Raw genomic sequence first — 16,149 nt, forward strand, 5'->3', positions numbered from 1 at the left:
GTCCAACTACTGTCCATTATGGGAAAGGATAATCCCAGTGATTTATCGTAATATCTGACCATAGTATTCATCTCTTCCCAGTTCCTTATACATCCTCCGGCATGTCTATAAAAGTTTCGGTTCATGCGCAGACACCGCCCCGTAGATATCCAAAAACTCTAAATTTAAGAACGTCAAACAGCCCCGCGCTTATAGCGGGGGGCTGTCCCGGTCTAGAATAAATGCTGTTATTTGGGTGCTGCCGTAGCATCCGGAGCTTCAGCGCTTGGTGCGGTTGTAGGCTCAGTTCCGCCAGTGGATGTTCCTGATTCACCAGCAGCCGCAGAGCTCTTCGGCAGATTGATTTTAACATCAAGCGACCCTAGATCCTTTTCGAGGAACGATTCCAATCCCTGGGACGCGAGTGATCCCTTGATGGTTTCCTTCTGCTCAGCGGTCAGCTTGTCGAAGGTTGTCTCTGTGCGGGATTCCACTTTTATAATGTGATAACCAAAGGTTGTTTTGACCGGATCGCTGACCGTGTTCAGCGGCAGGGTCTGGGCTGCCTGCTTAAATTCCTCCACATAGGTACCCAGCGGCGTATCCTTAATTTCGCCGCCGTTCTCCTTGGAGCCGGTATCATCGGAGTATTTTTTAGCCGTTGCCGCAAAATCCGCCCCGCCATCCAGCTTCGCCTTGACTTCCTTTGCCAGCTTCAAGGCGTCTGCATCGGTGCGTTCCTTGCCTGCAGCATCCTTCAGACCGATCAGCACATGACGAAGCGTAGCTACGGTGAAGTCGCCTTTAGTCTTTTCAAATTCAGTCTTTACCTGGTCGTCTTTTACCTTAAGCAGCATGTCCTGATACACGGTAAGCACACGCAGCATATAGGAACGGATGTCGCCTTCAGTCAAATTGGCTTGCTTAAGGGTACTTTCGTAAGTGTCACCAAGGCCAGTCTTGATGGAGTTCACTTGTTGATCTGCCTGCTTCTCGGCTTCCTTCTTCGCGGCATCTGTCGCTTTGCCGGCAAGATATTCGAAAGCGACCTCCTGCTTCAGAATGGACTCCTTGAAGGCGTCAATTTCCAGGTACGCAGCCTGCTGCGGTGACAGGAGCTTCATCACCCGTGTATCCATATCAAATTCTTTTTCGGTTATGGTGCCGCCCTTGTAGGTGGCTACAGCTTTGCTGTTATCCCCAGCGCCATTGCTGCTGTTGTTGTTGCTGCAGGCTGCCAGCATGGAGAAGGAAACTGCCGCCGCCAGTGAAACGAGCAGCACTTTCCAGGATTTTGTTTTATTTGATGACATTGTGAAGTTCTCCCTTCGATTTTAAAGACTGTTTGGCCGCCGCCAGGAACTGTTCCAGCAAGTCAAGCAGCTCCTTATCCCCCAGGTCCTTCGATTTCACACGGATGGTTGCTTTGGCGTCCCTATCAAATTGTACACGTCTTTCAAAGCTATTTCCAACTTTAGCAAGCTTCGCCGTATCAAAAGCACCGGTGCTGCCTTCATGGAAGTTGAGCGAAACTTCATCGCCCCGCCGGACCATCGATTCCATGCCGTAAAGCTTGCCGTACACCTTCAAGCGGGCAACGGACAGTAGATTGACTACGGCTTCAGGCAGCTCCCCGAAGCGGTCCAGCAGCTCATCTTCCAGCTCAGCTGCATCCTCAAGCGTAGCCACAGCGGCAACCTTCTTATATATCTCAATTTTTTGAATGCTGTCGTAAATATATTCAGATGGCAGATAAGCGTCAATCGACAAATCAATGACCGTATTGCCTTGTTTAAGGGAAGTGTCTTCCTCGCCGAGCACACTGACTTTGCGTTTGCGGATTTCTTCCGCAAGCATCTGCGAATAAAGATCAAAGCCGACAGAGGCAATGAACCCATGCTGTTCGGCGCCAAGCAAATTGCCCGCTCCGCGAATGGACAGGTCGCGCATGGCGATTTTGAAGCCTGAACCCAGCTCCGTGAATTCCTTAATCGACTGCAGGCGCTTCTCGGCTACCTCAGTAAGCACCTTGTCGCGCTGGTACGTAAAGTAGGCATAGGCAATCCGGTTGGAGCGGCCTACCCGCCCGCGCAGCTGGTACAGCTGGGACAACCCCATTTTGTCGGCATCATGGACAATCAGGGTATTGACGTTGGGAATATCCACCCCGGTCTCGATGATGCTCGTGCTGACCAGCACGTCGTACTCCCCGTCCAGAAAGTCAAGAATGGTCTTCTCCAGCTCTGACTCCGACATTTGGCCATGGCCGATGCCGACCCGGGCTTCGGGAACGAGCATGGAGATCTGCGCGGCCATTTCCTGGATTCCTTGGACACGGTTATAGAGATAATAGACCTGTCCACCCCGGGCCAGTTCGCGTTCCACCGCCTCGCGGATAAGCGTCTGGCTGTGTTCCACCACATACGTCTGTACCGGGAAACGGTTCTCCGGCGGCGTCTCAATAACGGACAAGTCCCGCACACCGAGCATTGACATATGCAGGGTACGGGGAATAGGCGTGGCCGTAAGCGTCAGCACATCGACATTTGTCTTCAGTTTCTTAAGCTTCTCCTTATGGGTGACACCAAAACGCTGCTCCTCATCCACGATCAGAAGTCCCAGATCCTTAAAGACCATATCCTGCGACAGCAGCCGGTGTGTGCCGATAACCACATCTACCGTGCCTTGGCGAACCCCTTTAATCGTTTCGTTCTGCTCCTTGCGGCTGCGGAATCTGCTGAGTACCTGGATGTTAAGCGGATAGTTGGCAAAACGCTCGCGGAAGGTCTCATAATGCTGCTGGGCCAGAATTGTCGTTGGTACCAGCACCGCCACCTGTTTGCCTTCAATCGCCGATTTAAAAGCGGCACGGATCGCCACCTCAGTCTTGCCGTAGCCAACGTCACCGCACAGCAGCCGGTCCATTGGCCGGTTCTGCTCCATATCCTTTTTGATTTCCTCAATCGCCCGCAGCTGATCACGTGTCTCTTCATAAGGGAACATCTCTTCGAATTCCCGCTGCTCCTGGGTATCCTTCTCAAAACCATAGCCTAGTGCGCTCTGGCGCTCGGCATAGAGCTTGATCAGATCGTCGGCGATATCCTGCACGGATGAACGCACCTTGCTAGTGACCCTTGTCCATTCATTGCCGCCAAGCTTATAAACCTTCGGCTCCTTGTCTTCTGAGCCTACATATTTTTGAATCAGATCAATTTGATCGATGGGCACGGAGAGCTTATCGCCTCCGGCATACAAAATATGCATATAATCACGGTGAATTCCGCTGACCTCCAGCGTCCCGATCCCCATATATTTGCCGATCCCGTGATTCTGGTGAACGACATAATCACCGATCTTCAGCTCAGTGTAGCTTTTGATCCGTTCAGCATTATCGATGCCTTTGGATACCTTGCGTGCCTTGCGCTGCTTCTGGGAGAACATTTCTCCTTCAGTAATGACTGCAAGATGTATGGAGGGCAGTTCAAATCCGGAGCCCAGATTCCCCTGCAGAATCGTAGGTTCCTCAATCCCGTAATCATACAGAACCCTGCGGACCCGCTCCATCCGTTCTTCGCCATTGGCCAGCATAATGACCTTTACGCCTGATTTGTGCCAGCGCTCCATCTCCGATTTCAGTACATTCATCTGGCCATGGAAGTCCTGCATGCCCCGGCTGATGAATCCCAGAATGTTCTGCGGCTGGATATGCGGAACCTGGCGCAGGAAAATCGACATGAACAGGCTCTGGAACGGCCGCTGATACATAATGGCCTCACTCTCGACAGAAAGCTGCAGGTCTGGCAGTGTTTTTCCGTTTTGCAGCAGATGCAGGTTCCATTCTGACTCATCCCGCTCAAGCTGCTTCGCGGTTTCCAGCAACCGGGCCGGTTCATCCAACACCAGAAGCGTATCCTGGGCCATGTAATCGTACAGATGGGTACGTTCAGGATATAGAAGGCTGATATATTTATAGATTTCCGGAAAATAAGTGCCCTCGCGGAGCATTTCCAGCTCCCGCCCCATTTCCTCGCGCAGGCGCAGCTTCGCCTGGCGGTCGGTCATCTTCTCCAGCTGCCGTTCCAGCATTGCCGCCGCTTCTGTAGAGGCTGAATCCAGGCGCATTTGATCGGCAATAATTTCTTTGGCAGGTGTGATCTTTACACTGCGCACCTTGTCGATGGAGCGCTGGTCCTGCGGGTCAAAGGTACGGATCGAGTCTACCTCATCATCAAACAGCTCCACCCGGTAGGCCAGGGGGGAAGTCATGGGAAAAAAATCAATAATGCCGCCCCGTACGCTGAGTTCGCCGCGGTTCTCTACCCGTTCAACCCGTTCGTAGCCCATTTCAATCATGGACATCAGGAAATCATCTAGCACGAGCGTTCCATCCTGCGAAATGGTCAGCTCAGCGCCAGCCATTACATGAGGGGAAGGAAGCAGGCGGCGTACGCCGGAGTAGGGAACTACGACTACGCCACGGAAGCCTTGGGCGCACTTGGTCAGCACATCAATCCGCTGCGCCAGTGTCTCAGGGCTGGAGACTGCTGCCTCAGCGGCAACCAGCTCGTTGGCGGGATAGAGCAGCACGCGGTCGGGAGAAAGCGCTTCCTGTAAATCCTCAGCCATCTTCTGGGCTGAGAACATATTATGAGTAACTACAAGCAGCGGACGCCCCGTCTCTTCATGAAGCGCCGCCAGCATAATTTGTCTGGCCGAACCGGATAAGCCCGAGATGAGCTGCTCCTTCATGCCTGCAGCAACACCGCGGGTAACGGATTGAAAATCGGGATCTTTGGAAAAAGCTTCTATAATACCTTGTAACAACAGGCGCACCTCTCTTACTAAACAGGCTGGCACTGCTCCAAAGAGCAGCTGCCACCTATTATAATTAGAATCGAAAACAAGCCTTAGCGATAAGGCCAAGGCTTGCGGAAGACAATAGAGACTGCCGCTTCCCACTCTTACTGAAGCGGACTGGCCAGCAGACTGAGCTCAGGGTTATTATCCAAGGCTTCCTTGCAGTAACCGCAAGTCACCTTCACCGTAATCTCGCCGTCTGAATCATACGCTATGATATCTCTGCGCTCCGCAGGGGTCAAGGAATGAAGGCCCAACTGCATTTCTGTGACATCACTTTTCTGAATGCTTCCCAGAAAAGTCCGGCAGTGCCTGCATACGTAGTTTATTGCCATCTATATGCCTCCTGAAGATAGTATATACCTTCAGTATGCCCCGCGTGACTTAGCTTTAGCCTTAAGGGGAGGTTGCGGCATCTTGCAATTATCCGTTGAATTTGGCCATAGTCTGCTCAAACGTATGCTTCAGACTGAACTCTAACGCTGAACCGGTATCCTGAATCATCTTTTCCAGTTTATCTCCATCCTTCTTGGGAAAGGTGGAGAGCACGTAGTCAACGATGGCAAAACCGGGTTCGGGGCGGGATATTCCCATCCGCACACGGTTGAAAGTTTGGGTACCGGTATGCTGTATGATCGATTTGATTCCGTTATGGCCGCCGGCGCTTCCTTGGTAGCGCAGCCGGACTTTACCCAATTCCGTATCCAAATCATCATATACGACAATCATATCTTCAAGCTGTACTTTGTAATAATCCATATAGGCGCGGACAGCTTCCCCGGAAAGATTCATAAATGTCATCGGTTTGATGAGGACGGTCTTAACCCCGTCAATCACACCTTCACCGATAACAGACTTGCATTTGTTCTGATTAAACACTATGCCGTGTCTGGCCGCCAGTTCGTCCAGAGCCATAAAGCCGACATTGTGCTTCGTTTTGGCATACTGCGGTCCGGGATTTCCGAGTCCAACAATCCATTTCATGAGGGGGCTATCCTTTCCACGCTTGTCTCCTCGGCAGAGACGTTCCGTTTTTGGTACAATAACTGTATATTCCGAAGACAGGTGATGAACCATGCTACAACAAGGCGAAATCTTAACACTTCTGCGCCACTTTCAGTACCATATCCAGAATGCTGTGCCTGTTGAGGTATATAGAGGCAGCGTGCATGTTGACATCGGTATGGTGACAGCCGTGGATGAAGGCTTTGTCGAGCTGCAGGGAACCCTGTATAACCGCAGCCTGTTCACCTTCATCTCGCGCCCAGGGTACTAAAAGCGGCGCCGTATTACGCCGACAAGGGTTACATCTTCCTCGCGAAAGGTGTAACCCTTTTTTTCTAAATATAAGGATCTATAGGTTTCAGTCCATCAATCATCCTTATATTTCCCGCCGAACCGGAAGCCGCTTCTTGTAGAGAGCGGCGAAGCCTTTTCCACTTGATAATCCCGCACCCTATTCGATTTCGAATAATTTGCTGATCGACAGCTCTTCATGAACCCGGATAATGGCCTCGCCCATGAGTGGAGCTACGGATAGAACCTTCAACTTGGAAGTCGGATTGTTGCTGCGGATTGGAATGGTATCCGTCACGATAATTTCTTTGATTGGAGAGTTTTCCAGACGTTCATGCGCAGGGCCGGACAATACAGGATGCGTACAGCAGGCGTACACTTCCTTCACGCCGCCTTCCATCAGGGCATTGGCACCAAGCACGATGGTCCCGGCTGTATCGATGATATCATCGATCAGAATCGCTGTTTTGCCCTCAATGTTCCCGATGATGTTCATGACTTCACTGACATTCGGCTCCGGACGGCGTTTGTCGATAATCGCCAACGGTGCATTCAAGAAATCAGCCAGCTTTCTTGCCCGCACAACGCCGCCATGGTCAGGAGACACGACCACCGGGTTCTGAATCTGCTTGGAGCGGAAATATTGGGCCAGAATCGGAACACCCAGCAGATGATCCACCGGAATATCGAAGAAGCCTTGAATCTGCATCGCGTGAAGGTCCATAGTAATGACGCGGTGTGCCCCTGCCTTTTCAATCAGGTTCGCTACCAGCTTGGCCGTAATTGGATCACGGGAACGGGCCTTTCGGTCTTGGCGCGCATACCCGTAATAGGGAATGACCACATTGATGCTCTTTGCGGAGGCGCGCTTGAGCGCGTCGACCATAACCAGAAGCTCCATAAGATTATCATTAACCGGACCACAGGTGGACTGTACAATGTATACATGACAGCCACGGACGCTCTCTGACAGCTTAACCTGAATTTCTCCGTCGCTGAAGCTGGTGGTATGGGATTCCCCCATGGGAATGCCGATATAATCAGCGATTTGACTAGCCAGCTTGGGATTGGAGTTACAGGTAAAAATCTTGAGTTTGGAATCACAATAAGTCATAAAATATAAACCCTCCGTGACGGAATTTAACTTCCAAGATGCGCCGGCGCGGATTTGCGGGTCCGTCCGGCGCTTTGGCTTCTGGCGCTCTACGATGGACTCGACTGGTCTTTCTTTGCTTTGGCCCGGGCACGGATTTTCTCAGCATACCCTGGCTTGTTTTCCTGCCTTACTCTGGCAATGGCCAGATCATTCTCCGAAACCGAACGTGTGATAGTCGAACCTGCAACGACAAAGGCGCCTTTGCCCACGGTAACCGGAGCTACAAGGTTCACATTGCTGCCGATAAAAGCATCATCGCCAATCTCGGTTCTGGATTTATTATAGCCGTCATAATTGACGGTAATTGCACCGCAGCCCACATTAACATTCTTGCCAACTGTTGCATCGCCCACATAACTTAAGTGCGATACTTTGGAGCCATCGCCAATGCTGGCATTTTTGATCTCGACAAAATCGCCGACCTTCACCTCTTCGCCAAGCACAGCGCCTGGACGCAAATAAGCAAAAGGCCCAACTGAGGTGCGGGCACCAACCTGCGCCTGATTCAGCACGGAGTGCTTAACTTCAGCACCGTTCATGATCACACTATCCTCAATCTCGCTGGAAGGCCCGATGAGGCAATCTTCTCCGATTACGGTCTTCCCTTTCAGGACAGTTCCCGGATAGAGTGTAGTGTCTGCTCCAATCACCACATCAGCTGCGATATAGGTGGAAGCAGGGTCGATAATGGTTACACCATTCAGCATATGTCCCCGGTTGATGCGCTGGCGCATCAGGTTCTCCGCTTCCGACAAGGCCAAACGGTCATTAACGCCAATAGACTCCGCAGCATCATGAGCCTGATATCCCAGAACGATATCCCCCTGTGCCCGGAGTATGCCGATAACATCGGTCAAATAATATTCCTGCTGGTTGTTGCTGTTCGTGACCTTGTCCAGAGCTGCGAACAGCTTGGCATTATCAAAACAATAAGTCCCTGTATTGATCTCGTTCACAGCAGCTTCCTCAGGAGTGCAATCCTTCTGTTCCACAATCTTCTGTACGCCGCCGTCTTCGCCGCGGATAATTCTTCCATAGCCTGCAGGCTGCTCCATGACCGCCGTAAGTACGGTTGCAGCCGCGTTCTGGCCCTCATGCAATGCCATAAGCCCTTCCAGCGTTTCTGCGGTTACAAGTGGTGTATCTCCGCAAATCACAACTGTTGTGCCTGACTCACCGCCGAGAAGATCTTTAGCCTGCTTTACGGCGTGGCCTGTACCCAGCTGTGTTTCCTGAAGCACATATTCCGCGTCCTGGCCTACATAAGCCTTCACTTTCTCTGCGCCATGACCGACAACTACAACAGTGCGCTGGCATCCGGTCGCTTTTACGGTATCAAGTACATGCCCAACCATCGGTTTGCCGCAGACGGGGTGCAGCACTTTGTATAATTTAGATTTCATGCGCTTGCCTTGACCTGCAGCAAGTACAACAGCCATTCTTTTCAAGAATGCCAACCTCCTACTTCTTTAGCTCACTACTGAATATATCTCATTCCGGGCAAAAAGAAAAGAGAACCATGAAGGCATGGTTCCCTTTTCTTCGAACCCCAATAAAAAACGGCATGGCCTTAAGCCGCCCGAACGAGGGCAGCCGTCCTTCAGAGTCGGCCCTTAGGCTCCCTCTTCAATGACCTCTTCTTCTTCAGTAGCGGCGCGATCATACTCGGCCAGAACCGCAGATTGAATCTTCTCGCGTGTTCCCGAAGAAATCGGGTGTGCGATATCGCGGAATTCCCCATCCGGTGTACGCTTGCTGGGCATTGCAACGAACATCCCGTTATTACCATCGATCACGCGAATGTCATGAACAACAAACTCGTTATCGATTGTAATGGATGCGATTGCTTTCATTCTCCCCTCAGAGTTGACGCGGCGGAGTCTGACATCCGTAATTTGCATGTGTGTGTTCACCACCTTTTTCCATCAGAGACTTGGTGTATAATTCCACACAGCAAAGCGAATTCCTTCTTTTGGATTCCAAAAAATGGCTGATTAAGAAGATTATTTTTGCGATACCATCGTTTTCGACACATTTCGTGAAGTTCTCTGTGTTTTCCTCACAGATTCGACATTTTAGCCTATCCCGTAAATCGGGGTTGTCTGCGGGCTAAAAAACGAAATAATTCCCCGGATGTGCTGTTATCCGCCGTCCTTTGGAATCGACTTCACTTAGCTTTACGAGTGAGACATAGTCATGCAGCAGACGTTCCTCATTTTCAACTGCGCCAGATTCTACCAGCACCCCGACACCGGCGACCTCGGCATTGAATTCGCCCAGCAGATCCACCATGCCGCGTACAGTGCCGCCAGCTTTCATGAAATCATCGACAATCAACACCCTGGACTTCTCCCGGAGGGCCCGTCTGGACAATGACATGGTATGAATGCTCTTATGCGATCCCGAGACATAGTTGATGCTTACCGCCGAGCCTTCCGTAACCTGATGGTCGCGGCGCACCAGCACTACCGGTAGACCGAGCTGCGCAGCTGTGGCATAAGCCAGAGGAATCCCCTTGGTCTCCACTGTCATTACCACATCAATCTCTACACCATAGAAGGCTGTTGCAATAATCTTGCCAGCCTGCTCCATTAAGGATGGAAGACCGAGCAAATCAGACATATACAAATAACCGCCAGGCAGGATCCGGTCACTTTGTTCAAGCTGCCCGCACAGGCCGTCCACGAAGGCAAGCGCCATGTCAGTAGGCATCCGCGGGATATAGCGCACACCCCCGGCCGCACCGGCCAGTGTCTGCAGTTCTCCCATGCCTTCGCCTTCAAATACCTCTTTTATAATAGCCAAATCTTCACTGATGGATGACTTTGCTGCTCCGTACCGGTCTGCAAATGTAGACAGCGGCAAAAGATCATGCGGTTTCTCAAGTAAAAATTGGGTCATATCTACCAAACGTTGGCTTCTTTTAAGTTTTTTCACGGAATGCTCCTCGCCAAAAACCGAATATTATTAAAAATAATATCACTTTTGTACGGATTTATACAAGCACGGTAATCTTTCCAAGCACTTTCAGGACAGCGCCCGCTTAGCTCAGTGAACGTACAGCGTATACTTCTTTGCAAAAACCGCGCAGTCCGTTATAGATTCTGGCTACCTTGGATTGCTTCGACACCAGGCCGAACACCGTTGGCCCGCTGCCGGACATCAGCACCCCGTCGGCGCCCAGCTTCACCATGGCTTCCTTGAGCTGCTGCACCTCCGGGTGCAGCTTCAGGGTCACATCCTCCAGCACGTTGCCCAGACCTGCGCAGACGGCCGCGAAGTCGCCTGCTTCGATGGCAGCCTGCATCCGGGACGCAGACGGATGCACCGCTATGCTGTTCGCGCGTACGCGTCCGTACACCTCAGCCGTCGATACATTGATCGGCGGCTTGGCCAGGACGACCCAGCACTGCGGCGGACTCTGGATCGGAGTCAGCCGTTCGCCTCTGCCCGTGGCCAGGGCAGTGCCGCCCGTGACGCAGAACGGGACGTCCGAGCCCAGCTCGGCGCCCAGTTCCTGCAGCTCCTGCGCCGGGATGTCCAGGCGCCAGAGCCGGTTCAGGCCGCGCAGCGTAGCCGCGGCATCACTGCTGCCGCCGGCGAGGCCGGCAGCGACCGGGATTCTTTTGTCCAGATGGATATGTACACCACTCTTCACATTGTAACGGTCTTTAATAAGCCTGGCCGCCTGGAAAGCCAGGTTCTTCTCGTCCAGTGGAATATAACCGGCCTGGCTTGAGATAATAATGGAATCCCGCTTCAGCTCGGACAGCTCCAAACGGTCCGCCAGATCGACCATCGTCATGATCATTTCCACCTCATGAAAACCATCTGCGCGCTTGCTGAGCACATCCAGCATCAGATTAATTTTGGCTGGCGCTTTTTCATACATTTTCAAGGCGTTCACCCACCTTCACTTTTCCCGTAAAAACAACTTAACATATTATATGAGAAACTCGTAACGAAGTCCATTAAGATATATAAATCCTCATATTTTAACAAAAGTTCGGAGAATGCCGAAAAGGGTGCTGCCGTCCTGGCAACACCCCTCGACCAACTGTTTACTGCAAAAGCTATTACGACCTCCGCGCCTCTTCGGCGAGCTGGATCGCCCTTTTTACCATATTGCCGGCATCCTTCGCCCGGATTCCGCCCCAGCCGTCGCGTTCTACGGTCTCATAAAAACCCAGTTCCTTGGCCAGCTCCGTCTTCAGCTCTTCCGACATCATGCCCCGTTTCCTGCGGCTCATTTAACGGATTCCTCCTTAAAAAGATGGATGACGAGATTGTTGCTGCTTTAGTATGCTGCCAAGACGCGGCGGTCATTCAGGCAAGATCAAACAAAAAACAGCCTCCCTTACGGGAGACTGCCCAAAAACCATTAAGCTTTAATATACATAATCCGCATCTGCCCATCATCTTCACACACTGTGATTTCCACAGATTCAGTAAGGATGTCAGCGTAGCTGTAGGAGACTCGCTTGAAGGTTTGCTGCTCCTGATCCAGTTTGACAATAAATACAGAAGGGTACGTTTCTTCCAGGACACCGGTGCGTTCAACGGTCTTCCGACGGCCACCATTTGCACGCAACGTGATCTTATGACCGACGTGAGCTTCGAGACTGCGTTTAATTTCCAACAGCGCGTTATTAGCCATTGCCTGACGACCACCTCTTTCCTTGTCCATTATACAACTTTCTATAACCATTGTCAAATTAAATAAATAATTATAGATGATGACAAAAACGTTGTCAACGGAATTTTTTTAGCGGGGCCCAATGCTGGCTTTAATCCCTTGTTAGCGGTAACAGCCAAGCACAGTAGAGTGACCCCATAGACCGTCAACGAACTGCCCTTAAACAAAAAAGCCCCACTAAAGTGGGACTTTCCTGGATGTTTATATTACGTTGACCGGCCGCTACAGCATTACCGAAGGGGCTACCTTCAGGGTAGACAGGTTCTGCAGGCGGGGCATCCCAATGCGGAAGCTGCCGCGGGTCTCGATTCCGCCCATGCCCTGGCTGCCGCTGATGGTATTGTTCAACACATCCCCCAGGCTGACAGATTCCCGTATAGAGGTAAAAGATGCTTTGGCCGCTATATATACCGGGTCCAAGGCGTGGATTAATATTCTTCCGGGGGAGCTGGCAAAGTTAGCCCCTGCACCCAGCAGTGCTTCGAAATGCGACTGGCAGGCTCCCGCCACAATCGTCAGCGTATCAAAATTGCGCTCATACTCCCTTGCAACCTGAATCGCGGTGACGAAGTTCTGTGAATTTTTATAGCTGTTCAGGCTGTAGAGATCGTAAGTATGCTGCTGCTTAAGCACCCCGTCATGTCCGGTAATGACGACAATATCCGGACGCACACGCGGCAGCAGCCGGTATAGCGTTTCGGCCATCTTCGACTCATGGACATGATGACCCTCTGCGGGGATCCGCAGCTGCTCGTATAGACTAAGGCTCTTCTTCAAGTAAAGAGCATCCCCATCGAGGTGCAGCACTTTTCCCGGCACCTCAAAGTATGCCGCTTCCCTGGGGGACTGAGGCCATACCCCGGTGAGGCTCTCTCCGCTGCGCTGGCTCTGCTCCTGCCGGTCTTTACGCAGTTTGGTCAATGATTCCGTTGCTTTAATCTGCGCCTGTTGTCCCCGCTCCGTAATACGGGAGGGAGGCACCTGAACCAAGTCGTCCAGGGGGGCATCCGCTAACAGGCGGAATTCAGTGCCTTTGATGACGGCCCCGTTCTGCACAATATTCTCCACCCGGAACGTTACATCGCCACCGTAAGATTTACGAACGACCAAATCTCCTAAATTCATTTCTAACACCACCTCTATCCCATCGTATGGGCAAAGGCCCCGGTTGGTTCTTAATCGGCGGTGATTTGGTTACACGATCCCGGCAGCAAGAAGCACAGCGCTTAACCGGGCGTACTCTTCAAGGCTTAGTGTTTCCCCGCGGCGGCTTGGCTCAATTTCAGCTTCAGCAAGCAGGGACTCCAGCCGCTCCCGTCCTTCTTCCGGAAAGAACCGGGCCTTGAGGTTATTCGCAATCGTCTTGCGCCGCTGGGTGAAGGAAGCCTGCACGACCTCAAAGAAATGCTTTTCATCCGCAACCTCTACCGGCGGACGCTCCCTGACCTTAAGGCGGATAACGGCCGACTCCACGTTAGGCTGTGGAATGAATACCGTACGCGGTACGATACAGACCAGTTCAGGCTCACTGTAGTACTGCACGGCGATGCTCAGACTGCCATATTCCTTGCCGCCCGGGGAAGCTGCCATTCGTTCAGCAACCTCCTTCTGGATCATTACAACGATGTTATCCAGGGGCAGCTTCTCTTCCAGCAGCTTCATGAGTATGGGTGTGGTCACATAATAAGGCAAATTGGCCACTACACTGACTCTCTCCACTTCGGCAAAATCCTCAGCAAACAGTTCCCGCAAGTTCACCTTCAGCACATCATCGTTACGGATGTTCACATGAGGATAAGAGGCCAGAACATCCCGCAGAATCGGAATCAGCCTCCGGTCGATCTCCACTGCCGTTACCGCTCCGGCTGCGCTAGCCAGCCTTTCGGTCAAGGCGCCAATGCCGGGTCCAATCTCCAATGCACCGGCAGCTTGATCCAAGCCCGCAGCGTCCACAATCTTGTCCAGAATATTCTGGTCAATCAGAAAATTCTGACCCAGGCTTTTCTTGAATGAGAACCCGTACCGCTGTATGATTTCCTTGGTGCGTGCCGGGGATGAGATATTGTTGTTGCCGCTCATGAGGTAATGCCTCCCTGATCAATTTGCGCGAGAGCAATCGTAAATTCCTCCCGTGTAATGCCGAACATCGCCAGCCGCTTGTATAATTGCTTGCCGTTGCAGTAGCCGATCCCGAGCAGATTGCCAAGCGCCATTCTCCGCTCCGCTGCCCGGGGATGCACCATCATCCCCGCAGCCATCAGGTCTTCCAGCCCGATCAGAGCCGGAGCACCCTCAAAGGAGGTATGCACATGCTCAAGCGCGTGGCGGATTGCCTCCGGGGAGGCATTTTCCACTCCAATGTCCCCTTTCCGGGTAGCATCTTTCTCGGGAATGAACGCATGCTTACAGCCCGGCACCTTGGAAGAGACAATCTTCCGGATCCGTTCACCGGCATGATCAGGATCAGTAAGTATAATGACCCCTCTGCGCTCCATAGCGAGCGCAATCTTGGCGATGACTTTGCGGTCGACTGCCGATCCGCCGGTCTCGATAGTATCGGCCTCTACAGCCCGCTTTATGGCAACGGTGTCGCTTTTGCCTTCCACAACGATTAATTCCTTGATCATTTTTTGTACTCCTTACTCTGCAACGCAAAAAGAAGAGGATTCGCTCCCCTTCTTTTTGGCTAAAGAATGTATAAGTGATGAGCGGCAGCTCTATAATTCCACGATCAGATTTCTGAGAATTCCTTAAGTGCTACCCTCACTATATCTTATAAACCGCTAATTTGCAAAGCATCTGCCACTTAGTTCAGTTCTGGCTTCACAGGCCCGATCACATAGATCGTGCGTGATTTCCGGCCAAAGTTACGGGCATGGCTCAATGAATCATAATACACATCCACCTTGTTGCCTTTAATGGCACCGCCGGTATCCTCTGCACGGCGAAACCCAAGTCCCTCAATGTACACCCACCAGCCGATAGGAATGACGCTCGGATCTACAGCAATGGTACGGCCTTCTGTTACGCGTGTGCCGGAAGCCGTTCGGGTACCAATACCCGGCTCTTCTGATGAATAGGCCGTCATGGATACATTTCTGATAATTTTTTTGTACTCGAAGTCTACGCCTGCTTTACTGGCAACATTGTTGCTTTTTGCGCTCACTTTGGATGATTTAGGAGTAGTTGTTGATTTAGAAGTTACGGTAGTGGCTACAGCAGCTTTTGGAAGCGGTTTGGTACCAATGGCAATGATTTTGTCTTTGGTGACTGTCTGCACTTCCTTGCCAACCATACGCATGGATGCCAGCTCGCCATCTTGGTAGATTTTTTCGATATGCTGGATCATTACGCCCGGTTTGCCCGCTTGTGCAACTCTTACGGTTCCCTTGGTCAGGGAGGGGTCTGCGGTTTTAATGACTCGGAAAGGCAAATCTGTTGTCCGCTGTACCACTTGCTTGTTGATCCGGACAATTTTGACTTCCATGTCTGCAGAAACTGCGGTGCCTAGCGAAGGGTAAATCTTGTCATAGCTTTCCAGGCCAATGCCCAGTTTGTCAATCGCCTGACCGATTGTATCTTCGGTCGTGTACAACGTTTTGGTGGTCCCATCCGTAGTGATCTTAATCGCCTGCGCACGGTTAATGACGACACGGTCTCCGTCCTTTATTTCATCACTAAGGCCAATAGATAAAGCATCATGCGGCTGCAGCGAAATTTGTTCCTTTGCCAGCACATCGCTGAGCAGCGCGTCCCGCGTCTCCAGCGTTTGTGCCTTCCCGTCTATTACTAAAGTTATTTCTTTAATGCTTTGACCGTGTACGTACAGCAGAATTACCAGCGCGATAACAATTGAGGCTGCGCCTGCAAGCGAAAGTACGCGCGGATTCACTTGCTTCCACCGAAATGCGAAAGACCTGCTGGATGATTGCGAATCATGGGATACTTCTGGTTGGAATACGCCCACTCTCTCCATCCTCCTTACATAGCCCCGTCGTCCAAGTTGTATAACAAAGGTGACTTCATCACTTCTGACGAAACTAGGTTTGAGATTGCACAGGATACGCCCGCATTGCTTTAGCGTTTCCTGCTCATGGATCGCCTGCTCGGCATAGTTACTCCCGATACCTGTTATATAACAGTATGCCGGGAACATTCGCATTAT

At 51.6% G+C, this 16,149-nt stretch carries 16 protein-coding genes; 1 reads left to right on the top strand and 15 read right to left on the bottom strand.

Translation table 11 applies throughout. From position 1 onward, the window contains the following. Nucleotides 1-227: 227 nt before the first annotated feature. The 4 genes from BLQ82_RS29485 to pth form a co-directional block, all read right to left on the bottom strand. The gene (locus tag BLQ82_RS29485) at nucleotides 228-1,292 is read right to left on the bottom strand and encodes a peptidylprolyl isomerase (protein WP_062520123.1); all 1,065 of its coding nucleotides are present in this window, start codon (nucleotides 1,290-1,292) and stop codon (nucleotides 228-230) included. After that, nucleotides 1,279-4,803 (bottom strand): transcription-repair coupling factor, encoded by a 3,525-nt coding sequence (gene mfd / locus BLQ82_RS29490; RefSeq protein WP_062520121.1) that lies wholly within the window; start codon nucleotides 4,801-4,803, stop codon nucleotides 1,279-1,281. Before mfd ends, BLQ82_RS29485 begins: the two co-directional genes overlap by 14 nt. 137 nt (nucleotides 4,804-4,940) lie before the next feature. Continuing rightward, complete coding sequence (locus BLQ82_RS29495) at nucleotides 4,941-5,171, bottom strand: anti-sigma-F factor Fin family protein (protein ID WP_025705060.1); 231 nt, start codon at nucleotides 5,169-5,171, stop codon at nucleotides 4,941-4,943. An 88-nt stretch (nucleotides 5,172-5,259) separates the two neighbouring features. Beyond that, on the bottom strand, nucleotides 5,260-5,820 hold the full coding sequence (gene pth, locus BLQ82_RS29500; RefSeq protein ID WP_062520118.1) for an aminoacyl-tRNA hydrolase: 561 nt from the start codon (nucleotides 5,818-5,820) through the stop codon (nucleotides 5,260-5,262). Between the two features lie 91 nt (nucleotides 5,821-5,911). Here pth and BLQ82_RS29505 point away from each other — a divergent pair, with 91 nt between their 5' ends. Further along, entirely contained in the window at nucleotides 5,912-6,112 is a 201-nt protein-coding gene (locus BLQ82_RS29505) for a hypothetical protein (RefSeq protein WP_025705058.1), read from the top strand. Nucleotides 6,113-6,292: 180 nt separating this feature from the next. Here BLQ82_RS29505 and BLQ82_RS29510 read toward each other — a convergent pair whose 3' ends face one another. The 11 genes from BLQ82_RS29510 to BLQ82_RS29560 form a co-directional block, all read right to left on the bottom strand. Next, nucleotides 6,293-7,246, bottom strand: a complete 954-nt coding sequence (locus BLQ82_RS29510; protein WP_020425824.1) for a ribose-phosphate diphosphokinase — start codon at nucleotides 7,244-7,246, stop codon at nucleotides 6,293-6,295. Nucleotides 7,247-7,335: 89 nt separating this feature from the next. After that, nucleotides 7,336-8,736 (bottom strand): bifunctional UDP-N-acetylglucosamine diphosphorylase/glucosamine-1-phosphate N-acetyltransferase GlmU, encoded by a 1,401-nt coding sequence (glmU, locus tag BLQ82_RS29515; protein WP_062520116.1) that lies wholly within the window; start codon nucleotides 8,734-8,736, stop codon nucleotides 7,336-7,338. A 165-nt stretch (nucleotides 8,737-8,901) separates the two neighbouring features. Beyond that, nucleotides 8,902-9,189 (bottom strand): septation regulator SpoVG, encoded by a 288-nt coding sequence (spoVG, locus tag BLQ82_RS29520; RefSeq protein ID WP_020425826.1) that lies wholly within the window; start codon nucleotides 9,187-9,189, stop codon nucleotides 8,902-8,904. 208 nt (nucleotides 9,190-9,397) lie between these two features. Further along, nucleotides 9,398-10,225 carry a pur operon repressor gene (gene purR, locus BLQ82_RS29525; RefSeq protein ID WP_025705056.1) on the bottom strand — a complete coding sequence of 276 codons (828 nt, stop codon included), beginning with the start codon at nucleotides 10,223-10,225 and terminating at the stop codon, nucleotides 9,398-9,400. Nucleotides 10,226-10,331: 106 nt separating this feature from the next. Further along, nucleotides 10,332-11,186, bottom strand: coding sequence for a 4-(cytidine 5'-diphospho)-2-C-methyl-D-erythritol kinase (gene ispE, locus BLQ82_RS29530; protein ID WP_062520113.1), 855 nt, complete (start codon nucleotides 11,184-11,186; stop codon nucleotides 10,332-10,334). Between the two features lie 178 nt (nucleotides 11,187-11,364). Next, nucleotides 11,365-11,538, bottom strand: a complete 174-nt coding sequence (locus BLQ82_RS29535; protein ID WP_062520109.1) for a small, acid-soluble spore protein, alpha/beta type — start codon at nucleotides 11,536-11,538, stop codon at nucleotides 11,365-11,367. A 131-nt stretch (nucleotides 11,539-11,669) separates the two neighbouring features. Next, a complete protein-coding gene (gene veg / locus BLQ82_RS29540; RefSeq protein WP_019914493.1) occupies nucleotides 11,670-11,945 on the bottom strand; it encodes a biofilm formation stimulator Veg in 276 nt (91 codons plus the stop codon). A 261-nt stretch (nucleotides 11,946-12,206) separates the two neighbouring features. Next, nucleotides 12,207-13,109, bottom strand: a complete 903-nt coding sequence (gene yabG / locus BLQ82_RS29545) for a sporulation peptidase YabG (RefSeq protein ID WP_062520105.1) — start codon at nucleotides 13,107-13,109, stop codon at nucleotides 12,207-12,209. A gap of 69 nt (nucleotides 13,110-13,178) precedes the next feature. Beyond that, nucleotides 13,179-14,063 (bottom strand): 16S rRNA (adenine(1518)-N(6)/adenine(1519)-N(6))-dimethyltransferase RsmA, encoded by an 885-nt coding sequence (gene rsmA / locus BLQ82_RS29550; RefSeq protein WP_062520102.1) that lies wholly within the window; start codon nucleotides 14,061-14,063, stop codon nucleotides 13,179-13,181. Next, nucleotides 14,060-14,611, bottom strand: coding sequence for a ribonuclease M5 (gene rnmV, locus BLQ82_RS29555; RefSeq protein WP_062520098.1), 552 nt, complete (start codon nucleotides 14,609-14,611; stop codon nucleotides 14,060-14,062). Before rnmV ends, rsmA begins: the two co-directional genes overlap by 4 nt. Before the next feature lie 179 nt (nucleotides 14,612-14,790). Beyond that, complete coding sequence (locus BLQ82_RS29560) at nucleotides 14,791-15,951, bottom strand: resuscitation-promoting factor (protein WP_062520096.1); 1,161 nt, start codon at nucleotides 15,949-15,951, stop codon at nucleotides 14,791-14,793. Between the last annotated feature and the right edge of the window lie 198 nt (nucleotides 15,952-16,149).

The sequence above is a fragment of the Paenibacillus jilunlii genome (genome assembly GCF_900102965.1).
Taxonomy (GTDB): Bacteria; Bacillota; Bacilli; order Paenibacillales; family Paenibacillaceae; genus Paenibacillus_AQ; species Paenibacillus_AQ jilunlii.

Excerpts from the sequence above, each read along its gene's own strand:
- spoVG (WP_020425826.1), bottom strand. The coding sequence starts at position 9,189 with ATGCAAATTACGGATGTCAGACTCCGCCGCGTCAACTCTGAGGGGAGA.
- BLQ82_RS29510 (WP_020425824.1), bottom strand. The coding sequence starts at position 7,246 with ATGACTTATTGTGATTCCAAACTCAAGATTTTTACCTGTAACTCCAAT.
- veg (WP_019914493.1), bottom strand. The coding sequence starts at position 11,945 with ATGGCTAATAACGCGCTGTTGGAAATTAAACGCAGTCTCGAAGCTCAC.
- BLQ82_RS29535 (WP_062520109.1), bottom strand. The coding sequence starts at position 11,538 with ATGAGCCGCAGGAAACGGGGCATGATGTCGGAAGAGCTGAAGACGGAG.
- yabG (WP_062520105.1), bottom strand. The coding sequence starts at position 13,109 with ATGAATTTAGGAGATTTGGTCGTTCGTAAATCTTACGGTGGCGATGTA.
- rnmV (WP_062520098.1), bottom strand. The coding sequence starts at position 14,611 with ATGATCAAGGAATTAATCGTTGTGGAAGGCAAAAGCGACACCGTTGCC.
- BLQ82_RS29505 (WP_025705058.1), top strand. The coding sequence starts at position 5,912 with ATGCTACAACAAGGCGAAATCTTAACACTTCTGCGCCACTTTCAGTAC.
- BLQ82_RS29485 (WP_062520123.1), bottom strand. The coding sequence starts at position 1,292 with ATGTCATCAAATAAAACAAAATCCTGGAAAGTGCTGCTCGTTTCACTG.
- BLQ82_RS29495 (WP_025705060.1), bottom strand. The coding sequence starts at position 5,171 with ATGGCAATAAACTACGTATGCAGGCACTGCCGGACTTTTCTGGGAAGC.
- pth (WP_062520118.1), bottom strand. The coding sequence starts at position 5,820 with ATGAAATGGATTGTTGGACTCGGAAATCCCGGACCGCAGTATGCCAAA.
- rsmA (WP_062520102.1), bottom strand. The coding sequence starts at position 14,063 with ATGAGCGGCAACAACAATATCTCATCCCCGGCACGCACCAAGGAAATC.